Genomic DNA, 24,601 nt, shown 5'->3' with positions numbered 1-24,601 from the left:
AAGACGGAATATCAGGCGACATCAATGTTGAATCTGATGGCCTCTTCGCGGGCAAGCCCGCTCCCACAGGGTTTTGTGTAAGTCCGGTAGATCGGATATCAGAGCTGATCGAAATCCAGCACCACCTTGTCGCTGATCGGGAAGGCCTGGCACGACAGCACATAGCCGGCGGCCACTTCGTAGTCTTCCAGGGCGTGGTTGCTGTCCATTTCCACTTCGCCTTCGATGACCTTGCATTTGCACGTCGAGCACACACCGGCCTTGCACGAGTAGGGCAGTTCGGCGCCCTGGGCGTTGCCGGCATCGAGGATGCTCTGGCTGTTGCGCGGCAGGTCGAAGGCCAGGGCACGGCCATCGCTGATCACGGTGATCTGGCTGACCGCCGCATCGACCTGGCGGGCGGCTTCGCGGGCCTGGCGTTTCTGCTGGCTGCCAGCGGCGGCGAACAATTCGAAATGAATGCGCTCAGGCGCCATGCCCTTGGCCTTGAGGCTGTCGCGCACGGTCTCGGTCATTTCCTGCGGGCCGCAGATGAAGGCGGCGTCGAGAGCCTTGACGTCGAGCCAGCGGCTGAACAGCTGCTCGCATTTCTCGGCGTTGATCCGGCCGTTGTACAGGTCGACATCCTGCTGCTCGCGGCTGAACACGAAGATCAGGTTCAGGCGTTGCAGGTAGCGGTTCTTCAAGTCTTCCAGCTGTTCGCGAAACAGTGCGCCCGAGCTGGAGCGGTTGCCGTACAGCAGGGTGACGCGGCTGTGGGGCTCGGTTTCCAGGGTGGTCTTGATGATCGACAGGATCGGCGTGATGCCGCTGCCGGCGGCGACGGCCAGGTAGTTGCCGTGGCGGGCGGGATCGAGTTCAACGCTGAAATGCCCGGCGGGCGGCATCACTTCCAGGCTGTGCCCGGCCTTCAACTGCTCGTTGGCAAACGCGGAAAAACGACCGCCTGCGACGCGCTTGATAGCAACCCGCAGTTCACCGTCGTTGACGCCGGTGCAGATCGAGTAGGAGCGGCGCACTTCCTCGCCGTCCAGCTGGGTGCGCATCACCAGGTGCTGGCCCTGGGTGTAATGAAAGCTGTCCTGCAGGTGCTGCGGAATCTCGAAGGCGATGGACACCGCGTCACGGGTCTCGGTGCGCACATCCTTGATGGTCAGGCTGTGAAATTTGCTCATTGTTGTTCTCCAGCTGGACGGCAGACGCCGCTCAGATGCACTTGAAATAGTCGAACGGTTCCCGGCAATCGACGCAGCGATACAGCGCCTTGCACGCGGTGGAGCCAAACTCGCTGAGCACTTCGGTGTGGACGCTGCCGCATTGCGGGCAGGCGATCACCGGGCTTTCGCCGAGCAGGCTGCGTTTGCTGGTGCTGCCTTCAGGTGGTGCGATGCCGTAGGCGCGCAGGCGTTCGCGGCCGCTGTCGGTGATCCAGTCGGTGGTCCAGGCCGGGGTCAGGCGGCGCTCCAGGTTCGGTGTCTGGAAGCCGGCCTGTTCCAGCGCCTGGCGGATATCACCCTCGATCACTTCGGTCGCCGGGCATCCGGAATAGGTCGGGGTGACCACCACATGCAAGTGCCCGGCTTGCCAGTCGAGATCGCGGACGATCCCCAGGTCCACCACGCTGACCACCGGGACTTCCGGGTCCATGACCTCGGCCAGGATCGCCCAGGCGGCGGTTAAGTCGCTCGGTTGTACCGGCCGGGCGCCCTGGTCGCTGGCGATCAACTCACCAGGTTGCATCGGGGTACGCTCGTGGCAGGAACTGCATTTCGGCCAGCAGGATGCCCAGGTGCTCGGTGTGCAGGCCCTTGCGCGCATTCAGGTAGAAATAGCTCGGTGCTGCCGGCACGGGCAGGGTGGCGCTGGCGAAAATGTCGTTGACCTTGGCTTGCCACTGCGCCCTCACGCTGGCGATGTCCGGGGTGATACCGGCTTCGCACAGGCGCTGTTCGCTGTCATCGGCGGCGATCAATTCAACGGTAAAACGCCAGACCTCGGGAATGGCCGTGAGCATGCGCTGGTGGCTTTCCTCGGTGCCGTCACCCAGACGCTCGACCCACTCGCCGGAGCGGCGCAGGTGATAGGTGACTTCCTTGACCGCTTTGGCGGCGATCCCGGCAATGCGCTCATCGCTGGACTGGCTCAGGTCCTGGAGGACCGGCAGGTGCCAGGCGTCATACAGGAACTGCTTGAGGAGGGTTACCGCGTAATCGCCGTTAGGTTGTTCCACCAGCAGCAGGTTGCGATAGGCGCGCTCGTCGCGGCGGAACGCCAGGTCGTCGGCGTCGCGGCCGTCGTCCAGCAACTCGGCGGCGTAGTCCAGCCAGTTGCGGGCCTGGCCCACCAAGTCGAGGCCGACGTTCATCAGTGCCAGCTCTTCTTCCAGCGCCGGGGCCTTGCCGCACCACTGGCACAGGCGCTGGCCCTGGATCAGGGCGCTGTCGCCCAGGCGCAGCAGGTATTCGATCAGATCGGTCTTGTTATTCATGGTCGACCTCACATGTGCCCGACTTCGGCCGGCAGCTCGTAGAAGCTGGCATGGCGGTAAACCTTGTCGTCCGACGGATCGAACAGCGGGTCTTTCTCATCCGGCGATGAGGCGGTGATCAGCTTTGAGGGCACGACCCACAGGCTCACGCCTTCGCTACGGCGGGTGTACAGCTCGCGGGCGTTCTCGATCGCCATGGTGGTGTCGGCGGCATGCACGCTGCCGACGTGCTTGTGGTTGAGGCCGTGCTTGCTGCGCACGAAGACTTCGAAGAGGGTCCATTCGGACATTTCAGTTACTCCACATCTGTTCGGTTTTTTGCTGACGGGGCTGAAGATCAAAAGATCGCAGCCTTCGGCAGCTCCTACATGGGATCACCGGCTCCTGTAGGAGCTGGCGCAGCCTGCGATCTTTTGGCGGCATGGAAGCCGCCGAAGATCAATCAAGCGGCGTTCTTGTTTTGTTTTTTGCGGGCGTGGGCGACGGCGGCTTCACGAACCCACGCGCCGTCTTCAATCGCCTTGCGGCGGGTGGCGACGCGTTCGGTGTTGCACGGGCCGTTACCCTTGAGCACTTCGTAGAATTCGTCCCACTGGATTTCGCCGAAGTCGTAGTGACCGCGCTCGGCGTTCCACTTCAAGTCCGGGTCGGGGCAGGTGCAGCCCAGCAGTTCCAGCTGCGGGATGGTCTGGTCGATGAAGCGCTGGCGCAGTTCGTCGTTGCTCTGGCGCTTGATTTTCCAGGCCATGGATTGCGCGCTGTTTGGCGAGTGTTCATCGCTTGGGCCGAACATCATCAGCGACGGCCACCACAGGCGGTTGATCGCATCCTGGACCATGTCTTTTTGCGCCTGAGTGCCGTGACGCATCATGGTCAGGAGGATTTCGTAGCCCTGGCGCTGGTGGAAACTCTCTTCCTTGCAGATGCGGATCATCGCCCGGGAATAGGGGCCGTAGGAGGTGCGCTGCAGCACCACCTGGTTGACGATCGCCGCGCCATCCACCAGCCAGCCCACTGCGCCCATGTCGGCCCAGTTCAGCGTCGGGTAATTGAAGATGCTCGAGTACTTGGCCTTGCCGCTGTGCAGCTTGGCGATCTCTTCATCTCGGTCGGCCCCCAGGGTTTCCATGGCGCTGTACAGGTACAGGCCGTGACCGGCTTCGTCCTGGATCTTGGCCATCAATTGCAATTTGCGTTTGAGCGTCGGCGCGCGGGTGACCCAGTTGCCTTCCGGGAGCATGCCGACGATTTCCGAGTGGGCGTGCTGGGAAATCTGCCGGATAAGGGTTTGCCGGTAGGCATCTGGCATCCAGTTCTTAGCTTCGATCTTGATTTCTGAATCGATTTTTTCCTGGAAGGCACGCTCCTCATCGGACATCTCCGAGAGGTCTTTGATGCGCTTTACGCCTGTTTCTACGAGCTGTGCGTACATGGGGGTCTCCCGCCGTGAATCTGTTCGAGGGCATGGAGAACTTTATAAGCGATACAAAAATTAATATCAAACAGAAAATGACGTGTCGCATTTGTTTTTGTATCGCTTTGGGATGAAAGGTTGGTTTTTTGGGGTGAGCCTCTGTGGCGAGGGGATTTATCCCCGTTGGTCGCGGAGCGGCCCAGGAGAATGGGACTGCTGCGCAGTCCAACGGGGATAAATCCCCTCGCCACAGAGGCTCGCTCCCACAGGTGCATGCAGGGCGGTGAAGGGGCAAAAAAAAGCCCCGCATCAGCGGGGCCTAAAGGGGTGCAGCAGTCATGCTTTAGGGCGTTTATCGACGACGTGGCAGGCTTTGCCCTCGGATCGCTTGATCGAATGGAAAGGCTGCAGGACGATTCGCGAACTGATCCCGATGTACGTCTTGATGTGTTTGCCGAGCTCCCCGCAAACAGCCTTCTGCTGTTCTTCGCTCAGGTGCTGGTGCTCGGCCTTCAACTCGACATGCACATCAACGCTGTCCAGGTTGCCATTGCGATACAGATGGATCTCGTAGCACTCGGAAAGCTGTTTGATTTTCAGTACTTGCTCCTCGATCTGCGTCGGGAACACGTTGACCCCGCGGATGATCAGCATGTCGTCGCTGCGCCCGGTGATCTTGTCGATCCGCCGCATCGGCCGCGCAGTGCCCGGCAGCAGGCGCGTCAGGTCGCGGGTGCGATAGCGGATCATCGGCAGCGCTTCTTTGCTCAGGGACGTGAACACCAGTTCGCCCATCTGCCCGTCCGGCAGCACTTCGCCGGTGACCGGGTCGATGATTTCCGGGTAGAAGTGGTCTTCCCAGATGGTCGGGCCGTCCTTGGTCTCGGCGCATTCCATGGCGACACCGGGCCCCATGATTTCCGAGAGGCCGTAGATGTCGAGCGCGGTGATGCCCAGGCGCTGCTCGATGGCACTGCGCAGCTCGGCGGTCCATGGCTCGGCGCCGAAGATGCCCAGGCGCAGGGCCAGTTTGTGCGGGTCGATGCCCTGGCGCTCGATCTCGTCGGCGATATTGAGCATGTAGGACGGCGTGACCATGATGATGTCCGGCTGGAAATCCTTGATCAGCTGCACTTGTTTTTCGGTCTGGCCGCCGGACATCGGGATCACCGTGCAACCCAGGCGTTCGGCGCCGTAGTGCGCACCGAGGCCGCCGGTAAACAGCCCGTAGCCGTAGGAAATGTGCACCTTGTCGCCACGCCGGCCACCCGCCGCGCGGATCGAACGCGCAACCACGTTGGCCCAGGTGTCGATGTCGTTCTGGGTGTAGCCGACCACGGTCGGTTTGCCGGTGGTGCCGCTGGATGCGTGCAGGCGCACGATGTCATGCATCGGCACGGCAAACATGCCGTAGGGGTAGTTGTCGCGCAGGTCGGACTTGGTGGTGAAGGGGCACTTCGCCAGGTCGTCGAGGGACTTGATGTCGTCCGGGTGCACGCCCAGGGCATCGAAACGCTGACGGTATAGCGGCACATTGTTGTAGGCGTGGTTCAGGCTCCAGCGCAGGCGCTCCAGCTGATGTTGGCGCAGCTCGTCGATGCTGGCGGTTTCCAGCGGGTCCAGCACGGGATCTAGCACGGCTCGGGCAATTGGCATGTTCATGTGTTCACTCGAATTGTTTTTGTGTCCAGTCCCTGCAGGCAGGGGCTTTGAGTGCATGCCCCAAGGATACCTCTCGGCACCCCGGGAATCGCGATTCTTTAGTGGGGTAGACGCTCGATGATCAGCGCGATCCCTTGGCCGACGCCGATGCACATGGTGCACAGGGCATAGCGGCCATTGCGCTCCTCCAGTTCATGCAGGGCGGTGGTGACCAGGCGTGCGCCGCTCATGCCCAACGGGTGGCCCAGGGCGATGGCGCCGCCGTTGGGGTTGACCCGTGGGTCGGTGTCGCTCAGGCCCAGTTCGCGCAGGACGGCCAGGCCCTGGGCGGCAAAGGCTTCGTTGAGCTCGATCACGTCCATGTCCGCCAGGCTCAGGTTTGCAACCTCCAGCACCTTGCGGGTGGCCGGGACCGGACCGATACCCATGATGCGCGGCTCGACGCCAGCGGTCGCCATCGCCACCACCCGGCCACGAGCGATCAGGCCGTGGCGTTTGGCAGCTTCGGGGCTTGCCAGCAACAGCGCGCAGGCACCGTCGTTGACGCCCGAGGCATTGCCGGCGGTAACGCTGCCGCCCTCGCGGAATGGCGTGCCCAGTTTGGCCAACTGCTCAAGGGTTGTGTCGCCGCGTGGGTGCTCGTCGTGCTCGACCACTTTGGCCGGGCCTTTGCGCTGGGGAATTTCCACCGCGACGATTTCTTTCGCCAGGCGTCCGTTGGCCTGGGCAGCGGCGGCGCGTTGCTGGCTGCGCAGGGCGAAGGCGTCCTGATCGGCGCGGGAGATATTGAACTGTTCGGCAACGTTCTCTGCCGTTTCCGGCATGGAGTCGATTCCGTACGTCTTTTTCATCAGCGGATTGACGAAACGCCAGCCGATGGTGGTGTCGAAGATCTCGGCCGCGCGGGAAAACGCCTGTTCGGCCTTGCCCATCACCAGTGGGGCGCGGGACATCGATTCAACGCCACCGACCAGCATCAACCCGGTTTCGCCACTGCGAATCGCCCGCGCTGCGGTGCCGACCGCATCCAGCCCGGAGCCGCACAGGCGATTGAGGGTGGTGCCGGGTACGCTGACCGGCAACCCGGCCAGCAGTGCCGACATGCGTGCGACGTTGCGGTTGTCTTCGCCGGCCTGGTTGGCGCAGCCGTAGATCACATCGTCCACCGTGTTCCAGTCCACTTGCGGGTGACGGCGCAGCAGTTCGCGCAGCGGCACCGCGCCGAGGTCGTCGGCGCGCACGCTGCTCAGCACTCCGGCGTAGCGGCCGATCGGGGTGCGAACGGCGTCGATGATCAGGGCGTCATTCATTGGGGGTCTCCTGCGCCAGCACCGAGCCGCGCACTTTGTAGGACTTGCCGTGGAACAGGGCGATCAACTGGCCCTGCTGGTTTTCAATGCGTACGTCGTAGTTGCCGGTGCGCCCGGAGCGGCTTTGCTCGATGCAGTCGGCATTGAGCGTGTCGCCCAGGCGCGCCGGGGCGATGTAGTCGATGCTGCAGCCGATGGCCACGGTGGCTTCGTTGTAGCTGTTGCAGGCAAAGGCAAATGCCGAGTCGGCGAGGGCGAACAGGTAGCCGCCGTGGCAGGTGCCGTGGCCCTGGACCATGTCTTCGCGCACGGTCATGCCCACGCGAGCGGAGCCTGGGCCGGCGGACAGCAGGCGCATGCCCATGGCCTGGCTGGCGTTGTCGCGCTGGAACAACGCTTGCGCGCAGTCGCTGGCCAGGTTCATCGCTTCGTGGTTAGTCATGGAAGTTTCTCCCTTCGGCTACGCGGCGGCGCAGCAGCAACGATGGCCGGTAGCGTTCTTCGCCATAAGCGGCTTGCAGGTTGTCCAGCGTATTGAGGATGTGCGGCAGACCCACGGCATCGGCCCAGGCCAGCGGGCCTTGGGGATAATTGACCCCGGCGCGCATCGCCAGATCGATGTCGGCGGCCGAGGCCACGCCTTGCAACAAGGCGTCGGCGGCCTCGTTGGCGAGCATCGCCACGGTGCGCAGGACGGCGAGGGCCGGGCTGTCGCTGAGCAGGCTGACCTTGAGCCCGGCCCGTTGCAGCAGTGCAACGCCTTGTTCGAGTGCCAGCGGATCAATGCCGGCTGCATGGCTGATAGCGATACGTTGGGCCTTGGCATAGTCGAACGCCAGATCCAGCAGAATCAGGTTACGCAACCCGTCTTCCCGGGCTCGCTGACAGGCCATGCGTCCGTCGCTCAGGGCCAGCACGGCATCACCTACGCGCAGCAAACCGCGGCCATCTCGCTGGAGGACTTCAACGCCTTGCTCTTGCAGGCGCCCGAGCAGGCCTTGGGCGAACCCCAGGTCACCCTCGACAGCGCAAACATCGACGGTCGCCGCACTGCTGATTTCAGCCGCTTGCGGGCGCTCGGCGCCTTGGGCGTAAGCGTAGAAACCCTGTCCGCTCTTGCGCCCCAGTCGTCCACCGTCTACCAGCTCTTTCTGGATCAGCGACGGCTGAAAGCGCGTGTCCTGGTAATAGGCGTCGAACACCGAGCAAGTCACGGCATAGTTGACGTCATGGCCGATCAGGTCGGTGAGCTCGAAGGCGCCCATGGCAAAGCCCCCGGCCTCGCGCATCAGCGCATCCAGGGTTGGGCAATCGGCGGTGCCTTCCTGCAGCAGGCGCAGGCTTTCGGCGTAGAAAGGCCGGGCCACGCGGTTGACGATGAAACCCGGCGTGGAGCGGGTGTGCACCGGTTTTTTGCCCCAGGCCTTGGCGGTGTCGTACAGGCACTCGGCCAAACCCGGATCGCTGGCCAGGCCCGAGACGATTTCCACCAGCGCCATGACGGGCGCCGGGTTGAAGAAGTGCAGGCCGAGCAGGCGTTGCGGGTGTTGCAGCTGCGCTGCAATGCTGGTGATCGACAGCGACGAAGTGTTGCTCGCCAGGATGCACTGCGCGCTGCAGATGCCTTCCAGCTGGCGGAACAGCGCGCGCTTGACCTCGAGGTTCTCGACGATGGCCTCGATGATCAAATCGCAATCGGCCAGGGCTTCGATGGCTTCCACGGCCTGCAGGCGGGCGATGGTTGCGCTGCGCGACTCGGCGGGCAGCTTGCCGTTCTCGACCCGTTTGCCCAGTTGCCGATCGATGCCTTCAATGGCCTGGGCCGCAGCGCCGGGGCGATTGTCCAGCAGCAACACCGGATGCCCGGCCTGCGCCGCGACCTGGGCAATGCCGGCACCCATGGCGCCGGCGCCGATCACGGCGATGCGTGCAGAAGTGTTCAATGCGCTCATGACTCAACGTCCCTTGAAGCTTGGGGTGCGTTTTTCCATGAAGGCGCCGACGCCTTCGCGGTAGTCCTCGCTGCGCCCGGCCAGGCGTTGCAGGTCACGCTCCAGTTCCAGCTGTTCATCAAAGCTGTTGCTCATGCTGGCGTTCAGGCTGCGTTTGATCAGCGCCAGGCCGTATGTCGGTTGGGTGGCCAAGTGTTGCGCCAGTTTCAACGCTTCGTCGCGCAGTTCGGCGTCTTCCACGCAGCGGTAGATCAGCCCCCATTGCTCGGCCTGTTCGGCGCTCAGGCGATTGCCGAGCAGGGCCAGTGCCTTGGCGCGGGCCATGCCGACCAGGCGCGGCAGGGTCCAGGTACCCCCGGAATCAGGGATCAGGCCGATCTTGCAAAAGGCCTGGATGAAGCTGGCCGAGCGCGCTGCCAGCACCAGGTCGCAAGCCAGTGGGATGTTGGCGCCAGCGCCAGCGGCCACGCCGTTGACCGCGCAAATCACCGGCATCGGCAAGTCACGCAGTTGGCGGATCAGCGGGTTGTAGAACTTCTCGATGGACTCGCCCAGGTCCGGCGCGGCACTGCCCGGCGCGACATTGCGGTCGCTCAGGTCTTGCCCTGCGCAGAAGCCACGGCCTTCGCCGGTCAGCAGCAGCACGCGCACGTCGGGGTTTTGCCGCACCTGCTTGAGCGCCTCCTTCACTTCGCCATGCATCTGGGTGTTGAAGCTGTTGAGCTGATCCGGGCGATTAAGGCTGAGCAGGGCGACGCCGGCCTCGATGGAAAACAGGATGTGTTCGAAGTTCATGGTCTTGGCGCTCTCTTGGAATTCGTAAGGCGGGTAACCGGGTTACTGGCCGGTGAAAGTCGGTGTGCGTTTTTCCTGGAAGGCGGCAATGCCTTCGTCGCGGTCGCGGGTGCCGGCCAGCACGGTGAAGGCATGACGCTCGAAGCGCAGGCCGCTTGCCAAATCGGTGTCCATGGCCTTGAGCAGCGCTTCCTTGGCCAAGCGTACCGCCAGCGGTGCCTTGGCGGCGATCTGGCGGGCAACCTGCAGAGCGCGATCGACAGTGAATTCAGGCTGGGTGACTTCGCTGACCAGGCCGGCGCGCTGGGCCTGGCGAGCGTCAATCGGCTCGCCGGTCAGGACCATCTGCATGGCCATGGATTTGCCGACGGCGCGCAGCAGGCGTTGGGTGCCACCCGCGCCGGGCATGATCCCGAGGTTGATTTCCGGCTGGCCGAAGCGCGCATCTTCGCCGGCAATGATGATGTCGGCGTGCATGGCCAGTTCGCAGCCGCCGCCGAGGGCGAAGCCGTTGACGGCGGCGATCAGCGGTTTGTTGAAGCGGGTGATGGCTTGCCATGAGGCCTGGCGCGGGTCATCGAGGATGCCGACCAGATCGCGCTCGGCCATTTCCTTGATGTCGGCACCGGCGGCGAAGGCCTTGCGGCTGCCGGTCATGACCACGGCACGGGTCTTGGGGTCGGCTTGGGCGATGCTCAACTCATCAGCCAGCTCACCCAGCAGCTGGGTGTTCAGGGCGTTCAGCGCTTGGGGGCGCTGCAGGGTAATCAGGCGTACGCCAGGCTCGATGAATTCGACGGCAAGGGTTTGAGGCATGGCGGATGCCCTCACGGTGAACGCTCGGCGCTGAGGCCGGCTTGTTATTGGATCGGCCGCAGGGGCCGGTTTTGCCGGAGTATACCTATAATGTGATACGTAAAATCAACATAAAAAACGTATTAATGTGTCCTATTGTCAGATTTATGATTTCTGAAGGTGGTCTGCATGAAGCAGAAAATTACGCTATGAGCATTGATTTTATTGGTGCTGTCGCGGGCTGTGGCGATTGAAATGCACCCCGTTGGAACGCCGCTATCAAGTGATACGCTTTTTAGTCTTTGTGCTGGTAAAAGCGATGTGATACAAAATAAGTCAATATTTGCATCGCTTTGCCAAGGAACCTCCCATGACCTGCTACAGCCTTGATGGCCTGACCCCGGTGGTTGACCCGAGCGCCTATGTGCATCCGTCCGCCGTGTTGATCGGTGACGTGATCATTGGCCCCCACTGTTATGTAGGGCCGCTGGCCAGCCTGCGCGGTGATTTCGGGCGGATCGTGCTGGAGGAGGGCGCCAACATTCAGGACACCTGCGTGATGCACGGCTTCCCCGACAGCGACACCGTGGTCGAGCGCAATGGCCACATCGGCCACGGTGCCGTGCTGCACGGTTGCCGGATCGGCGCCGACGCGCTGGTGGGGATGAATGCGGTGGTGATGGACAACGCACGTATCGGCCCGCGGTCTTTCGTGTCGGCGGCGGCGTTCGTCAAGGCCGGGTTCGAATGCCCCGAGCAATCATTGGTCATGGGCGCGCCGGCGAGTGTCAAACGCATGCTTAGCGATCAGGAAGTGGCGTGGAAGCAGGCGGGTACTCGTGAGTATCAGGAACTGGCCAAGCGTTGCCTCACGCAAATGCAGGTGTGCGAGCCGTTGGCGGAGCCAGAGCCGGAGCGGCCGCGAATCAGTGACAGAGGCCTTCGACCGAAAGGCAATACCTTGTGAACACAATCCCCCTGTGGGAGCGAGCCTGCTCGCGAATGCGGTCTGACATTCAATATTGATGGTGACTGGTACACCGCTTTTACGAGCAGGCTCGCTCCCACAAGGGGATTTGCGATTAACAGGCAGGTTTTCGGTATATTCCTTTTCTTTTTTCAGCCCGGTACGCCCATGTCGTCCCTGATACCCTTGAACCATCTGATTACGCGCTTTCAAGAGCAGACACCGATCCGTGCCAGTTCCTTGATCATCACACTGTACGGTGATGCCATCGAACCCCACGGCGGGACCGTCTGGCTGGGCAGCCTGATCCAGTTGCTCGAACCGATCGGCATCAACGAGCGGCTGATCCGCACCTCGATTTTTCGCCTGACCAAGGAAGGCTGGCTGACCGCCGAGAAGGTGGGTCGTCGTAGTTACTACAGCCTGACCGGCACCGGTCGCCGGCGTTTCGACAAGGCGTTCAAACGGGTCTACAGCACCAGTATGCCGGCCTGGGATGGTTCCTGGTGCCTGGTGATGCTGTCGCAACTGACCCAGGACAAGCGCAAACAAGTGCGCGAAGAGCTGGAATGGCAAGGTTTTGGTGCGATTTCGCCGGTGGTGCTGGCCTGTCCGCGCAGCGATCGCACGGATGTCAACGCGACGCTGCTGGACCTCGGCGCCCAGGAAGAAACCATCGTCTTCGAAACCACCGCTCAAGACGTACTCGCCTCCAAGGCCCTGCGCCTGCAAGTGCGCGAGAGCTGGAACATCGAGGAGCTTGCAACCCACTACAGCGAATTCATCCAGCTGTTCCGGCCGCTGTGGCAAGCCCTGCGCGAACAGGAAAACCTGCAGCCAGCCGACTGCTTCCTGGCGCGGATCCTGCTTATTCACGAATACCGAAAACTGCTGCTGCGCGACCCGCAATTGCCGGACGAGTTGTTGCCCGGCGACTGGGAAGGGCGAGCAGCCCGGCAGTTGTGCCGCAACATTTACCGTTTGATCTACGCCAAGGCCGAGGAATGGCTGAACAGCGCACTGGAAACCGCCGACGGACCGCTACCGGATGTGGGCGAGAGTTTTTATCGACGGTTTGGCGGGTTGAAATAACCCGTCGACGGTCAGGGAGAGTCGCTGTTCAGGAGAACCTGTTGATTGACGTAGACAATAAAAATAAGCCTGCGTGAGGCCCGACATGATTTCTACAACCGCACAGCGCCAGGATGGGTTCGATCAGTGGATCCACCAGATCAACCAGATCTGTGGCGCCTTCAACGCCCAACCCCTGGGAACCGGCTTTGCCGGGCAGATTCGCGAACACCGCAGCGATGCCCTCAAGCTCAGCTTCGTCGATGCCTGCCAGGCGCGGCTGTACCGCACGCCGCAGGAAGTCGCGGCGGGCGAGGACGGTAAGTACTTTGCGGTGTTCCAGCTCGATGGCACCGCGGGCATGGCCCAGGGCGACGACAGGGTCCTGCTGTCCGCCGGGGACATCACATTGATCGATGCTGCGCGGCCCAGCGACTTCACCTACAGCGAAAACTCCCGACAATTGTCGCTTATCCTGCCGTACCAACTGGTGGAGCAGACGCTGCGCTTCAATCAGGTCAAGTGCGGCCATCGGATTGCCGCGACATCGCCAATCGCCATGCTTTCGCACCGCTTGATCCTCGATGCCACGCGCCAGCAGAACCTCAGTCGCCAGGAAAGCGAGGCGACCCTGGAGGCGATTGTCAGCCTGCTGCGCCCGGCCATCAGCCAGAGCGACGATTGCACGGATCCGCACGAGCGCACCTTCCGCAAGACCCTGAGCGTCATCGACCAGCACATCCGTTGCGAAGAGCTGTGCCCGGAATGGCTGGCGCGGGAAGTTGGCATGTCGACCCGTGGGTTGTACCGGATGTTCGCCAAGAAAGGCCTGGTGGTGGCGCGCTACATCAAGAACCGTCGGTTGGACCTGTGTGCCGAAACCCTGCGTCAATCGGGCAAGGAACAGAAGTTGTCGGTGCTGGGGTATTCGTGGGGTTTTTCCGATTCGAGCTATTTTTCCACGGCATTCAAATCGCGCTTCGGCATTGCGCCGGGGGAATATCGCAAGCGGCATGCCTGAAGATCGCATAACCCTGTAGGAGCAGCCGGTCGACGCTCCTACAGGGGATGCGTCCTGCATTTTATTTCGGCGAGTTGAGATTCAGCGTCGGCGTTTCATCGAAGAAATTCCACGGTTTCAACAGCACATGCACCCACTCGGTCGGCATGATCGGCCATTCTTCGGCCCGGGCGATGTGGGTGGTGCCGGTGGTCAGCCAGACCACGTCGTCGGTGTTCTCGATGGAATGGTTATCCTGGGTGAATTGCCCCAGTCCCGAGTCCTTGTCCGAGCGGTTCGGGTATTTGCCTTCCGGGTACTTTTCCTCAGGGTTGTATTGCGTCACCCACAGCTGCTTGTCCATGAAGCTCAGGCGGTGGTACAGCCATTCGTCCGTGCCGAAGTTGGCGCCCTTGGCCACCGGGTGCGTGCCGCCGGCATAGGGAATCAGCTGGTACGACACCGGGTTGCCGACCTTGTTTTCCTTGCTCAAGTTGCTCAGCAGGCGCACGGTCGAGGGGTCGAACTTCTGCGCGGCCTGTTGTTCGGTGCTGACCACGCGGGTTTCGGTCTGCATGGTGCTGGTGCGCGGCCCGCCACGGTCGTTGGGCAGTACGACGGGGTTCACTTCCACCAGCGAGTTGCTTTCGCCGTCCACGTCCATGTCCAGGCGGAAGTTGTAGATGTGCTGGTGCGTGGTGCCGACGATGTTGTGATCGAGCAGGGTGCCGTAGCGCGTGTCTTCCTTGGCGGTTTCTTCGTGCATGGTTTTGGATTTCACACCCTTGACCGCTTCGATGCCGGTGGCGCCGGCGTCGATGCCGATGGTGCCGTTCTGCTGGAAGACCCAGTCGAAAATGTAGTCATAGTTGCCGACGGTACTGATCCAGCGCACCACCAGCTCACGCCGTTCGGTGCTGAGGTTGGGCTGGCCCATTTCCTGGTGTTTGTATTCCGGGCCGGCATAGCGCTCGAACACCGCCATGGCGCGCGGAATCGACGTCGGTGCGCCGGTGTAGTCGGCGATGGTGGCGTCCAGCAGCACGGCGTTTTCCGGGGCGTCTTTGCCACGGGCGATAGGCGAGGTCAGGGTGCCCATGCCGTAGTCGCCGGAATCCAGGTATGCCTTGAAGTACCAGCCGACATCCGGGTCGCCGTAAGGCACGATCATCCCGCCCAGGGAGCCTTCGTACATGATCTTGCGCTTCTTGCCCTTGTCGTCGTAGGTGACCGTGGACAGGATCGGGCCGACCCGCGAATCGAGGCGAACGTGGAAGTCCCAGTTCTGCCAGTGAATGCTATTGCCGGTGATGGTGTAGTTCTTGCCTTCGGGTTCGATGATTTCCAGCGGCTTGACCGCCACGCCCTTGCGCCCGCGTCCGTCGTAGGGCGTCGGTTTCATCGGGACCGGAACCAGCGCTTCGTCTTCGATCTTGATCAGTTTTTTCTGCTCCAGATCGACAATCGCCACCAGGCCCTCGATCGGATGCGCCCAGTAGTTGCCGTCATCGACATTGAGGTAGCTGACGATCTTCAGCAGGCGCTTGTCCTGGGCCAGCCCGTCCTTGCCGTCGAAGTAACCGACGGTCAGCGGCGTGGCGACGACTTTCTTCACATCGTTGATGCCGCGCTTGGCCAAGGCTTGCGCGTATTCGGGGCTGGTTTCGACAGCGGTTTGCACCGTGGCGAAATCATCCAGCAGCACCATGCCATGGGCGCCTTCGATGGGCTTCCAGGATTGCAACGCCTTGCCGTCGAGATCCACCAGCGCTTCGATCACGTGCTTGCCGTCCAGCACGACGATATTGGCCTGGCGCGGCTGGGTCACGTTTTGCCCGGTGTAGACGAAGTTCCACACCTGATCCTTCGGCGGCGCCTTGACCGAGACTTCGGTGAAGCGAAAGCCCGGCTTGTAGTGTTCCGATTGCTTGACGATGTCCACCGCCGCGGTGATTTCGTCCGCACTCAGGGGGTTGAGCGGGTTAGGACGGGTCTCTACCACAAAGGTCGTGTCCAGGCCGGACTGGAACACCTGGTTGATGAAGTCCTTGGACATGAAGGCGGTCTTGCCCTTGAACACCACGGGCACCGTCAGCTCCATGCGCTTGCCGTTGAGCATGGCCACTTTGCTGTCCGGCTTGACCTTGAGGTAGACACCGTCCTTGGCAATGGTGAACAGGTTCGAGTAGTCGTCCCATTTGACCGTGGCGCCAAATTCCTCGAGGCCTGCCTGCAGCGGCACCATTTCGGCTTGGCCGCCGTGGGCCTGGGCATTGTCCATGCACATGGGCAGGCCGAGGACGCTCAGGGAGATGGCCAGGGCGAGCCGGGCAAGCGGTGATCTTTTTGGCAGTGCTTTGGCGCTGGACATGGGTGCATTCCTGGGGAAAAGCCGGTGACTGGCATGCTTGCACTTTGCAACAGCCAGTCGAAACCTGCATTTGGATTCCTGCCAGATTGCTTTGACTGCCTGCCTGAATCAATTTTCCCCATTGGATCCCCATTGGATCCCGATTGGCAAGCAGCCTTCTATTTATGCATCGCCAGGTACGACTTGCGCAGGTCGCTGGCCCAGCCGTCGAGCACGCCCTTGATGTTTGCCGTGGTGATGACCTGCTTGTCGTTCTCCAGCGGTATCCCCGTGCCCACGCGCACCACTTTGGCGACAAGGGTCCTGGTCTCGCCATCGAGAAAGGCAACCTCGGTGGCAATTTCACTGTCCTGGTCGCGGATCCCGGTGGCGGTGCTGACGCCTGCTGCAACCAGGGTGATCGGTAGCCATTCGTAATAGCGCAGGCCCTGGGTGCTGGCGCTCACTCGGGTGATTGACGGTCGCACGATCAGGGTCTTGGGCCCCGGGGTGGTGACCACGGTCAAGACCTTGCCCATCTCAAACTTGAGCACCGCATCGTAGTACCAGGTCGTGTCGCCGAGCGTGGTCTGTGGCAGGCGCTCGCTGGGTTTGGGCTGCGGGTAGTATTGGCTCGGTTCGATATAAACCTGGGTGTAGCGGTCGAGCTCAAGTTTGGGGTTTACCCAGCTCAGCACCGGTTGGCCTGAAGGTGACTGGTGCTCGGTCAAGGCGCTGTAGTCGTTCAGAAAGCCTGAATAGGTGTCCGGTGTTGCGACTTTTTTGTTGCTGCACGCCGAGAGGACGAGGGTTACAGCGGCCAATAGCGGCAGCGAGAAGCGCTTTCTCATCAAGGGATTCCTGATTGGAGGGTGGAGCCTGGCAGGTCTTCCGAGCATTCGATACGCAGATCGCCGTTGGCCATGATCCACTGGGTAAACTCGGCAATCGGCACGTGATGGATGTATTCCACCCAGTTGCTGGTGGTCGGGCTGTAGCGCTCGAAATAGCGGCGCAGCACGACCTGGGTCCGATCGTCGGTCAGTCCCAGGCACGATTGCTGGAATAGAATCGGCTCGTCTTGCCCTGGCGCACTGGTGCGCTGGTTGAGGATCACCGTGTGAGCGCTGTCGGTTGTCTCGGTTGCGTAGGAGCTGTTCGAACCCTGCATGGAAGACCTCATGAGTTGGAATTCGCGCAGGGTGCCGTAAGTGGGTTGCGACCGTATGTCCGATTGATGTCATGCAAGTAGAAATGTTGCTGGATTGAAATATATGACCCTGGCACCGGAATGGTTTTAGATACGCTCTTTTTTGGCCGTGGATCCCCGAACGTGAGCAGACTGCTGATCGTCGACGACGATGTGGAAATCCTGTCCCTGCTGAAACAGTTTTTTGTTCAGCATGCCTACGAGGTGGACTTGGCCACCCATGGTGAGGCCATGTGGGCGATGATCGAAAAGAACCGCCCGGACATCATCATCCTTGACCTGATGCTACCCGGCGAAGGTGGCCTGAGCCTCTGCCAGAAACTGCGGGCGCGGACGGATATTGCGATCGTCATGTTGACCGCGATGGGTGAACTGAGCGACCGCATTGTCGGCCTGGAACTGGGCGCCGACGATTACCTGACCAAGCCATTCGATCCTCGGGAGCTGCTTGCCAGGCTGCGTGCCGTGCAGCGTCGCGCTGGCGAGAAAAGCCCGGGGCTCGAGCCCTCGCGTCCGATCATCACATTCGCCGATTGGCACCTGGACATCACTTGTCGTGAACTGCGTTCGCCCGAGGGCGTGATGATTCCGTTGTCCGCGGGCGAGTTCGATTTGCTGCGGGTTTTTCTCGAGCATCCACAGCGCATTCTCACCCGGGAACAGCTGATCGACCTGGCGCGTGGCCAGGGGCACGATGCCTATGACCGCAGCATCGATGTGCAAGTCAGTCGACTGCGTCGCAAGATCGAGCCGGACAGCAAGCGCCCGGATCTCATTCGCACCGTGCGTAACGGCGGGTATATGTTCTGCGCCAAGGTGACCCGCTCATGATCCGCCGCCTGGTCGCTCGAATGGTTCCGCGATTAGTCCCGCGAATAGTCCCTCGCGATACCCTCAGGTCGCGCATTGCGCTGACAATCGTCGCGGCGATGCTCGCGTCCCTGGCCCTCAACGGCTTGTTCGTGCAGCTCGCCGGAACCTGGGGCCGTCCGCCCATTGAGCGCACCGGCTTGCTCGAGCAAATGGCCGCGAATGTGCGGGTGATCGAGGCAGCGCCTGTGCCGTTGCGCTCGTCGTTGGTCTCTGCTGCCAGCCATCCGATGCTTGAGGTGGTTTGGCACGAACGGCGGGCCGACTTCCATCTGCCCCTGGGCGGTATGCAGGTGGGGCACGAACATTCGCCGCTGCAGCAATTGCTGGGTGATGTTCCCCGTGACATTCGAGTCTTCAACCCCGGCGACTGGCCGGACGAAAGCCCCCAGGCGCACTACGTGGCACTGGTTGAGCTACGCGATGGCAGCTGGCTGTCGTTCACCCCGCCGGAACGCAGCTGGGGGCTCGACTCCAGCGTACGGATCGCGATCATCATCGCCCTGGGGCTGGTGGCTACCCTGCTGGTCGCCTGGATTGCCACGCGACAACTGGCCAGTCCGCTGCAACGTTTTGCCAGCGCTGCACGGCGCTTTGGCGATGACCTGCGCGCGCCGCCGATCAAGATCGAAGGCCCCCATGAAATACGCCAGGCCACCATTGCCTTCAACACCATGCAGGCGCAGATCCGGCACTTTCTCAGCGAGCGTACGCAGATGCTCGCGGCCATCTCCCACGACTTGCGCGCGCCCCTGACCCGGATGCGTCTGCGCAGCGAATTCATGGACGACCTGGAACAGCAGCGCAAAATGGTGCGCGACATCGAAGAGATGCAAACGATGATCAACGCGGCGCTGGGTTTTTTCCGTGATGAAAGCCACGGGGAGCACGCCACGGCATTCGACCTTTCGGAATTGCTGCAAACGATCGTCGATGACTTTCGCGACCAGGACATCGTCGTCCACTTCACGGGTCCCGCTCACCTGGTGTACGACGGCCGCCCGCTCGGGATCAAGCGCGTGATCGTCAACCTGCTGGAAAACGCCGTGAAATATGCACATGAGCCGGCAATCGAGCTAAGGCGTGAAGGGCACATGGTCTGCATCGAAGTCAGTGACGATGGCCCCGGCATACCCGAGTCCGCCCTCGAACAGGTGTTCGATCCCTTCTACCGTCTGGAGACCTCACGCAACAGGGATACCGGTGGCGTGGGGCTGGGATTGTCTGCTGCGCGGGCGATCGTTCGAGAGCAGGGTGGGGAGCTGACACTGCGCAATCGCACCGGCGCAGGGCTGGTGGCGCGTGTGGAACTGCCGGGTACTCGCGGCGCGAAGGCTAATAAGCGTTAGCCTTCGCGCCGCTCAGCCGCAAACCGTTGCCTTAGGTTAATAGGAAGCATTACTATTCACGTCCTCGTCTCCACAGCACACCGCAATGACCCCCAAGCTGCCCCGCAGACACGGCTTTTTCGAGCATTACGAAGAGTTGATTGGCACCTGGACCCGTCGCCTGAGAAACCGTCAGCAGGCCGAGGACCTGGCCCACGATACCTTCTTGCGCGTGCTCGAGTCGGATTCGGCGGCGGTGCAGCAACCCCGGGCCTATCTGCACCAGACTGCGCGCAACATCGCGGTGGACGGTTATCGACGTGAGGATCGACGGAGTGCCATGGAGTCAGGGGCAATTGATCTCAGTATGTCGTCGTCCGGCGACCCGGAGCATTACATGCAGGCGATCCAGTTGGCTGACTCCATCGAGCGGGCGCTCACCGAGCTGCCGGTCAACTGCCGCAAGGTGTTTGTCTGGCAGAAGATCGAGGGCTTGACCCAGGCTGAAATCGCCGAACGCCTGGGGCTGTCCAGGAACATGGTGGAAAAGTATATGATCCGCACCCTGCGGCATCTGCGCGACCGCCTGGACGGGTTGCAGTCATGATGCGGTGTGGTTATTCATCCCCGGCTCAACAGGAACTTCCATGATGGATACTCGTGATTGTGCGTGCGGGCAAACAACGGTTCGCGATGAAGCGGCGCGCTGGTTCGTGCGTTTGCAGGAGTCCGTCGTCGATGTCGACGCGCAACGCCAATTCGAACGCTGGCTGAATGAACACCCTCAACACCGGGACGAATTCAGGTTGCTCCAGGGCCTGTGGACAGCCGTCGACCTGGTGCCGGCGGCGCGTCTGCGGGCGTTGTGCGAAGAAACACCGTCACGCAGCAAACGTCGACCGATATTGCGCTATGCAGTGGTCGCCAGTGTGTTGGCGGTGGCAGTTGGCTTGGGCCTGTCCAACGGGTTGAAGCAACCGTCGCCTTACACGGCCGAGTTTTCCACAGCCCTGGGCGAGCGTCGCCAGGTAGCCTTGCCCGATGGTTCGATGGTCGACCTGGACAGCCGCAGCCGGATTCAGGTGCGCTTCGAAAAGCATCGCCGCGCCATTGAGCTGAGCGAAGGCGAGGCGATGTTCAGCGTCCAGCATGACAGCCGTCGGCCCTTTGTCGTTGAGGCGGGGAGTGGCAAGGTCACGGTCACCGGAACCCGCTTCGATGTACGCCGGGGCAGCGCCGAAACCCGGGTCGTGGTGGAGCAGGGCGCCGTCAAGGTGCAGGGGCGCGATACCGCCGCCGATGATTTCATCAGCTTGACCGCGGGTCTCGGTACCCATGTCGATGCCGGGGGCAAGGTCGCTGTGGCCTATCCGGTCAACCCGGCTGAACTGACGGCCTGGCGCAACGGCAAACTGGTGTTCAACAACGCCAGCCTGGCCGATGTCGCCGAGCAGGTCTCGCGTTACCGAGACAAGCCGCTCAAGGTCGGTAATGCCGCAATCGGCAATCTGCGCCTGACCAGCGTGTTCAAGTCCGACAACACCGACGCGTTGCTCAAGGCCTTGCCGAGCATCCTTCCGGTGGCCGTGCGCACGCTCGATGACGGCAGTCAGGAAATAATTTCAAAATAAAATTCAGGTTTTTTTCGAGTTCAGCGTCTTCCTGTTCAACTGCAACTGGTTTGCATTAACAAGCGCACACTTTTGCGATCTTCAGGACTACGTTCGACGTGAAAAAAACCATCGCTAAAAACAACAATTCCCCCTGGTTGCCGCTGGCCCTTGCACTGGCGGTCAACCTGGCGCTGCCCCAGGCATTCGCTGGAGAGGCTATCCGCATCCCGGCGCAACCTTTGGGGCAGGCCCTGAGCCAGTTGGGCCAGCAGACTTCGCTGCAGGTTTTTTTCAGTCCGGAACTGGTGGCCGGCAAACAGGCCCCGGCAGTGGATGGCAATATCGCGCCGGAAGAAGCGCTGCGCCAGTTGCTGCAAGGCAGCGGCCTGCAATACCAGATCGATGAAGGCTCGGTGACGCTGCTACCGGCCCCTGCGGCAGACGGCCCGCTGGAGCTAGGCATGACCGACATCAAGGTGGTGGGCGACTGGCTCGGTGATGCCGATGCCGCGGTGGTGCAGAACCACCCCGGCGCCCGTACCGTGATTCGCCGCGAGGCCATGATCGAGCAAGGCGCGATGAACGTCGGCGACGTATTGAAGCGCGTGCCGGGTGTGCAAGTGCAGGAGGCCAACGGTACCGGTGGCAGTGATATCTCGCTGAACGTCGGCGTTCGCGGGCTGACTTCGCGCCTGTCGCCACGCTCGACCGTGTTGATCGATGGCGTGCCAGCGGCCTTCGCCCCCTATGGCCAGCCGCAGTTGTCCATGGCGCCGATTTCCTCTGGTAACCTCGACAGCATCGACGTGGTGCGCGGCGCCGGCTCCGTGCGTTATGGGCCGCAGAACGTGGGTGGGGTGATCAACTTCGTGACCCGTGCGATCCCGGAACAAGCCTCGGCTGAAATCGGCAGCACCCTGGAAACCTCCCAACACGGTGGCTGGAAGCACATCGATACGCTGTTCGCCGGCGGCACCGCCGACAACGGCATGGGCGTGGCGCTGTTGTATTCCGGGGTCAACGGCAACGGTTATCGCAAAAGCAACAATGGCAATGACATCGACGACGTGATTCTCAAGACGCACTGGGCGCCGACCGATGTGGATGACTTCAGCCTCAACTTCCACTATTACGATGCCAAGGCCGACATGCCCGGCGGCCTGACCCAGGCCCAGTATGACGCCGACCCGTTCCAGTCCGACCGCGACCATGACAACTTCAGCGGCCGCCGCAAGGACGTGTCGTTCAAGTGGATTCGTCAACTCGACGACCGCACCCAGGCCGAAGTGCTGACCTACTACTCCGACAGTTTTCGTGGCAGCAACATCGCCGCTCGCGACCAGAAGACCCTGGGTTCGTTTCCGCGCACCTATTACACCTATGGCATCGAACCGCGTGTGTCCCACGTGTTCGACGTCGGCCAGACGACCCAGGAAGTCAGCGTCGGTTATCGCTACCTGAAAGAAGGCATGCACGAAGAAGCCAGCCGCCTGGCGCTGGTCAACAACGAGCCGGTCGCGCGTCCGGGGTCGGACGGCCATGTGTACCAGGACCGTACCGGGGGTACTGAAGCCCACGCGGTGTATGTCGACAACAAAATCGATGTCGGCAACTGGACTGTCACCCCAGGTGTGCGTTTCGAACACATCCAGACCGAGTGGCATGATCGCCCGGTGCTCGACACCGCGGGCAAGCCAGTGCAGGAAAAACGCCGCAGCATCGAGAGTAACGAGCCGCTGCCGGCGCTGAGCGTGATGTATCACATGTCTGATGCCTGGAAACTGTTCGCCAACTACGAAACCTCGTTCGGCTCCCTGCAGTATTTTCAGCTCGGCCAGGGTGGCGCAGGTGACGAAACGGCCAATGGCCTGGAACCGGAAAAGGCCAAGACCTACGAGCTCGGTACGCGTTACAACGATGAGGTGTGGGGCGGTGAAGTGACGCTGTTCTACATCGACTTCGATAAAGAGCTGCAATACATCAGCAACGATGCGGGCTGGACCAACCTCGGCGCTACCACGCACCGGGGCATCGAGGCATCGGTGCACTACGACATGGCGGCGCTGGACCCACGGCTGGCCGGTCTTACCGCCAATGCCGGCTACACCTACACCCGCGCCGTCTATGAAGGAGATATTCCGGACTTCAAGGGGCGTGACCTGCCGTTCTACTCGCGCCAGGTAGCAACCGCTGGCCTGCGCTACGACATCAATCGCTGGACCTACAACCTGGATGCCTTCGCCCAGTCCAAGCAACGCTCCCCCGGCGTGGCGGTGAATGCTGACGGCAGCTTCAGCAACAACTACATCACTGAAGGCACGGCGGATGGGCAGTACGGCGACATTCCGGGCTACGTCACCTGGAACGTGCGCGCCGGCTATGATTTCGGTCCGCAGGTGTCGAACCTGAAGCTGGGGGCCGGGGTGAAAAACATCTTCGACAAGCAGTACTTCACCCGCTCCAGCGACAACAACGCGGGCATGTACGTCGGCACGCCGCGCACGTTCTTCGTGCAGGCCAGTGTCGGTTTTTAAAAGCTGAAGATCAAAAGATCGCAGCCTGCGGCAGCTCCTACAAGCTGCGATCTTTTCGCTTCAAACCTTCAACACTCTCCCGCCAATCGCAACCGCCAGCAGCAACAGCGCCATCAACCCGAAGGCAAAACTCAAGCTGGCGGCATGGGCGACAAATCCGATCACCGCAGGCCCTGCGAGTATCCCCGCGTAACCCAGGGTGGTAATGGCCGGCACGGCGATGCTTTGCGGCATCACGGTCTGCTTGCCCACCGCGGTATACAGCACTGGGACGATGTTCGAGCATCCGGCTCCCAGCAGCGCATAGCCCGCCAGCGCCGCTTCCCAGCTGGGGGCGAACGTGGCCAGCAGCAGACCGGCCGCCGCCGCCGCCCCACCGAAGACAATGACCCGCGTTGCGCCCAGGCGACGCACGATGGCGTCACCGGTCAACCGGCCCACCGTCATGGTCAGTGCGAAAGCCGCGTAACCCAGGCCGGCGTAGGCCTTGTCGATGCCGCGTTCCTGCACCAGGAACACCGCGCTCCAGTCCAGGGCGGCACCTTCGGCGAGGAACACGATGAAACACATCCCGCCGATAAACAGCACGATACCGTGGGGAACAGCGAAGGCCGGCCCCGAACTTTCGCTGCCATAGGGCAGCATGTGCGGGGCAGCCTTGAGCAGTGCGACCAGCAGCAACACGATGACCACCAGCATCGCCCCCAGTGGCGCAAGCCCCAGGCCGAGCAGCGCACTGACGCCCGCCGCGCCGACGATTCCGCCCAGGCTGAACAACCCGTGAAACCCCGACATCATGTTTTTGCCACTGGCGCGCTCGACGATCACCGCCTGCAGGTTCACCGTCGAATCGACGGTGCCCAGGCCCGCGCCGAACATGAACAATGCGCCAATCAAGGCCGGAATCGACGATACCGTGGCCAGCAAAGGCAACGCGGCACAGATCAGCAAGGTGCCACCGGTCGCCACTTTGCGGCACCCGAAGCGCGTGGCCAGGATTCCAGCTATAGGCATCGCCAGTATCGAGCCCACACCGAGGCACAGCAGCAACAAACCCAGGGTGCCTTCGTCCAGCCCGGCCCGCGCCTTGGCATAGGGCACCAGCGGCGCCCACGCGGCGATGCCGAACCCGGCGATGAAAAAGGCGACGCGCGTGGACATCTGTTCCAGGCGCCCTGGCACGAATGAGGTCTGGGTGTTGAGGTTGGTCATATCAATCCTTGGAAAAATCGTCGCGTCTGC

General features: G+C 61.9%; 23 protein-coding genes. 8 read left to right on the top strand and 15 right to left on the bottom strand.

Annotation, left to right across the window (positions count from 1 at the left end; all coding sequences use genetic code 11):
- Positions 1-98 precede the first annotated feature (98 nt).
- From paaE to paaF, 11 genes are all read right to left on the bottom strand, one after another.
- Positions 99-1,175 (bottom strand): 1,2-phenylacetyl-CoA epoxidase subunit PaaE, encoded by a 1,077-nt coding sequence (gene paaE / locus PSUM_RS28055; protein ID WP_083349521.1) that lies wholly within the window; start codon positions 1,173-1,175, stop codon positions 99-101.
- Between the two features lie 31 nt (positions 1,176-1,206).
- A complete protein-coding gene (gene paaD, locus PSUM_RS28050; RefSeq protein ID WP_083349520.1) occupies positions 1,207-1,740 on the bottom strand; it encodes a 1,2-phenylacetyl-CoA epoxidase subunit PaaD in 534 nt (177 codons plus the stop codon).
- On the bottom strand, positions 1,727-2,488 hold the full coding sequence (gene paaC, locus PSUM_RS28045; RefSeq protein ID WP_083349519.1) for a 1,2-phenylacetyl-CoA epoxidase subunit PaaC: 762 nt from the start codon (positions 2,486-2,488) through the stop codon (positions 1,727-1,729). The genes paaD and paaC overlap by 14 nt, the downstream gene beginning before the upstream one ends.
- An 8-nt stretch (positions 2,489-2,496) precedes the next feature.
- Positions 2,497-2,778 carry a 1,2-phenylacetyl-CoA epoxidase subunit PaaB gene (paaB, locus tag PSUM_RS28040; protein ID WP_020795551.1) on the bottom strand — a complete coding sequence of 94 codons (282 nt, stop codon included), beginning with the start codon at positions 2,776-2,778 and terminating at the stop codon, positions 2,497-2,499.
- Between the two features lie 152 nt (positions 2,779-2,930).
- Positions 2,931-3,920, bottom strand: a complete 990-nt coding sequence (paaA, locus tag PSUM_RS28035) for a 1,2-phenylacetyl-CoA epoxidase subunit PaaA (protein ID WP_020795550.1) — start codon at positions 3,918-3,920, stop codon at positions 2,931-2,933.
- Positions 3,921-4,238: 318 nt separating this feature from the next.
- Positions 4,239-5,564 carry a phenylacetate--CoA ligase PaaK gene (gene paaK, locus PSUM_RS28030; protein WP_033044171.1) on the bottom strand — a complete coding sequence of 442 codons (1,326 nt, stop codon included), beginning with the start codon at positions 5,562-5,564 and terminating at the stop codon, positions 4,239-4,241.
- 98 nt (positions 5,565-5,662) lie between these two features.
- Complete coding sequence (gene pcaF / locus PSUM_RS28025; protein WP_083349518.1) at positions 5,663-6,874, bottom strand: 3-oxoadipyl-CoA thiolase; 1,212 nt, start codon at positions 6,872-6,874, stop codon at positions 5,663-5,665.
- A complete protein-coding gene (gene paaI / locus PSUM_RS28020) occupies positions 6,867-7,316 on the bottom strand; it encodes a hydroxyphenylacetyl-CoA thioesterase PaaI (RefSeq protein ID WP_083349517.1) in 450 nt (149 codons plus the stop codon). Before paaI ends, pcaF begins: the two co-directional genes overlap by 8 nt.
- A complete protein-coding gene (paaH, locus tag PSUM_RS28015; RefSeq protein WP_083349516.1) occupies positions 7,309-8,826 on the bottom strand; it encodes a 3-hydroxyacyl-CoA dehydrogenase PaaH in 1,518 nt (505 codons plus the stop codon). The genes paaI and paaH overlap by 8 nt, the downstream gene beginning before the upstream one ends.
- Positions 8,827-8,829: 3 nt before the next feature.
- Positions 8,830-9,621, bottom strand: a complete 792-nt coding sequence (paaG, locus tag PSUM_RS28010) for a 2-(1,2-epoxy-1,2-dihydrophenyl)acetyl-CoA isomerase PaaG (RefSeq protein ID WP_083349515.1) — start codon at positions 9,619-9,621, stop codon at positions 8,830-8,832.
- A gap of 42 nt (positions 9,622-9,663) precedes the next feature.
- Positions 9,664-10,437, bottom strand: a complete 774-nt coding sequence (gene paaF, locus PSUM_RS28005) for a 2,3-dehydroadipyl-CoA hydratase PaaF (RefSeq protein ID WP_083349514.1) — start codon at positions 10,435-10,437, stop codon at positions 9,664-9,666.
- Between the two features lie 349 nt (positions 10,438-10,786).
- On the opposite strand from paaF, the gene paaY reads away from it, so the two are divergent.
- The 3 genes from paaY to feaR all read left to right on the top strand — a co-directional run bounded on the left by paaY (position 10,787) and on the right by feaR (position 13,475).
- The gene (gene paaY / locus PSUM_RS28000) at positions 10,787-11,383 is read left to right on the top strand and encodes a phenylacetic acid degradation protein PaaY (protein ID WP_020795542.1); all 597 of its coding nucleotides are present in this window, start codon (positions 10,787-10,789) and stop codon (positions 11,381-11,383) included.
- A gap of 168 nt (positions 11,384-11,551) precedes the next feature.
- Positions 11,552-12,475, top strand: a complete 924-nt coding sequence (gene paaX / locus PSUM_RS27995) for a phenylacetic acid degradation operon negative regulatory protein PaaX (RefSeq protein ID WP_020795541.1) — start codon at positions 11,552-11,554, stop codon at positions 12,473-12,475.
- 85 nt (positions 12,476-12,560) lie between these two features.
- On the top strand, positions 12,561-13,475 hold the full coding sequence (gene feaR, locus PSUM_RS27990) for a transcriptional regulator FeaR (protein ID WP_033044167.1): 915 nt from the start codon (positions 12,561-12,563) through the stop codon (positions 13,473-13,475).
- A gap of 61 nt (positions 13,476-13,536) precedes the next feature.
- On the opposite strand, the gene tynA is transcribed toward feaR, so the two are convergent.
- The 3 genes from tynA to PSUM_RS27975 form a co-directional block, all read right to left on the bottom strand.
- Positions 13,537-15,825, bottom strand: coding sequence for a primary-amine oxidase (gene tynA, locus PSUM_RS27985; RefSeq protein ID WP_020795539.1), 2,289 nt, complete (start codon positions 15,823-15,825; stop codon positions 13,537-13,539).
- A 158-nt stretch (positions 15,826-15,983) separates the two neighbouring features.
- A complete protein-coding gene (locus tag PSUM_RS27980) occupies positions 15,984-16,655 on the bottom strand; it encodes a DUF3313 domain-containing protein (protein WP_083349513.1) in 672 nt (223 codons plus the stop codon).
- Positions 16,655-16,975 (bottom strand): hypothetical protein, encoded by a 321-nt coding sequence (locus tag PSUM_RS27975; RefSeq protein ID WP_020795537.1) that lies wholly within the window; start codon positions 16,973-16,975, stop codon positions 16,655-16,657. Before PSUM_RS27975 ends, PSUM_RS27980 begins: the two co-directional genes overlap by 1 nt.
- Before the next feature lie 120 nt (positions 16,976-17,095).
- On the opposite strand from PSUM_RS27975, the gene PSUM_RS27970 reads away from it, so the two are divergent.
- From PSUM_RS27970 to PSUM_RS27950, 5 genes are all read left to right on the top strand, one after another.
- Positions 17,096-17,845 (top strand): response regulator, encoded by a 750-nt coding sequence (locus PSUM_RS27970; RefSeq protein WP_050511638.1) that lies wholly within the window; start codon positions 17,096-17,098, stop codon positions 17,843-17,845.
- Positions 17,842-19,233, top strand: coding sequence for an ATP-binding protein (locus PSUM_RS27965; RefSeq protein WP_083349512.1), 1,392 nt, complete (start codon positions 17,842-17,844; stop codon positions 19,231-19,233). The genes PSUM_RS27970 and PSUM_RS27965 overlap by 4 nt, the downstream gene beginning before the upstream one ends.
- Before the next feature lie 85 nt (positions 19,234-19,318).
- Positions 19,319-19,819, top strand: coding sequence for a sigma-70 family RNA polymerase sigma factor (locus tag PSUM_RS27960; RefSeq protein WP_083349511.1), 501 nt, complete (start codon positions 19,319-19,321; stop codon positions 19,817-19,819).
- 40 nt (positions 19,820-19,859) lie between these two features.
- The gene (locus tag PSUM_RS27955) at positions 19,860-20,843 is read left to right on the top strand and encodes a FecR family protein (protein WP_033044163.1); all 984 of its coding nucleotides are present in this window, start codon (positions 19,860-19,862) and stop codon (positions 20,841-20,843) included.
- 98 nt (positions 20,844-20,941) lie between these two features.
- Entirely contained in the window at positions 20,942-23,359 is a 2,418-nt protein-coding gene (locus tag PSUM_RS27950) for a TonB-dependent siderophore receptor (protein ID WP_033044162.1), read from the top strand.
- A gap of 60 nt (positions 23,360-23,419) precedes the next feature.
- Here PSUM_RS27950 and PSUM_RS27945 read toward each other — a convergent pair whose 3' ends face one another.
- Positions 23,420-24,571: an MFS transporter gene (locus PSUM_RS27945; RefSeq protein WP_020795531.1), complete on the bottom strand. Its 1,152-nt coding sequence runs from the start codon at positions 24,569-24,571 to the stop codon at positions 23,420-23,422.
- Positions 24,572-24,601 lie beyond the last annotated feature (30 nt).

It is taken from the genome of Pseudomonas umsongensis, from assembly GCF_002236105.1.
Classification (GTDB): Bacteria; Pseudomonadota; Gammaproteobacteria; order Pseudomonadales; family Pseudomonadaceae; genus Aquipseudomonas; species Aquipseudomonas umsongensis.
Note: the sequence above shows the minus strand (reverse complement) of the source record. Positions and strands in the feature narration are given on the sequence as shown.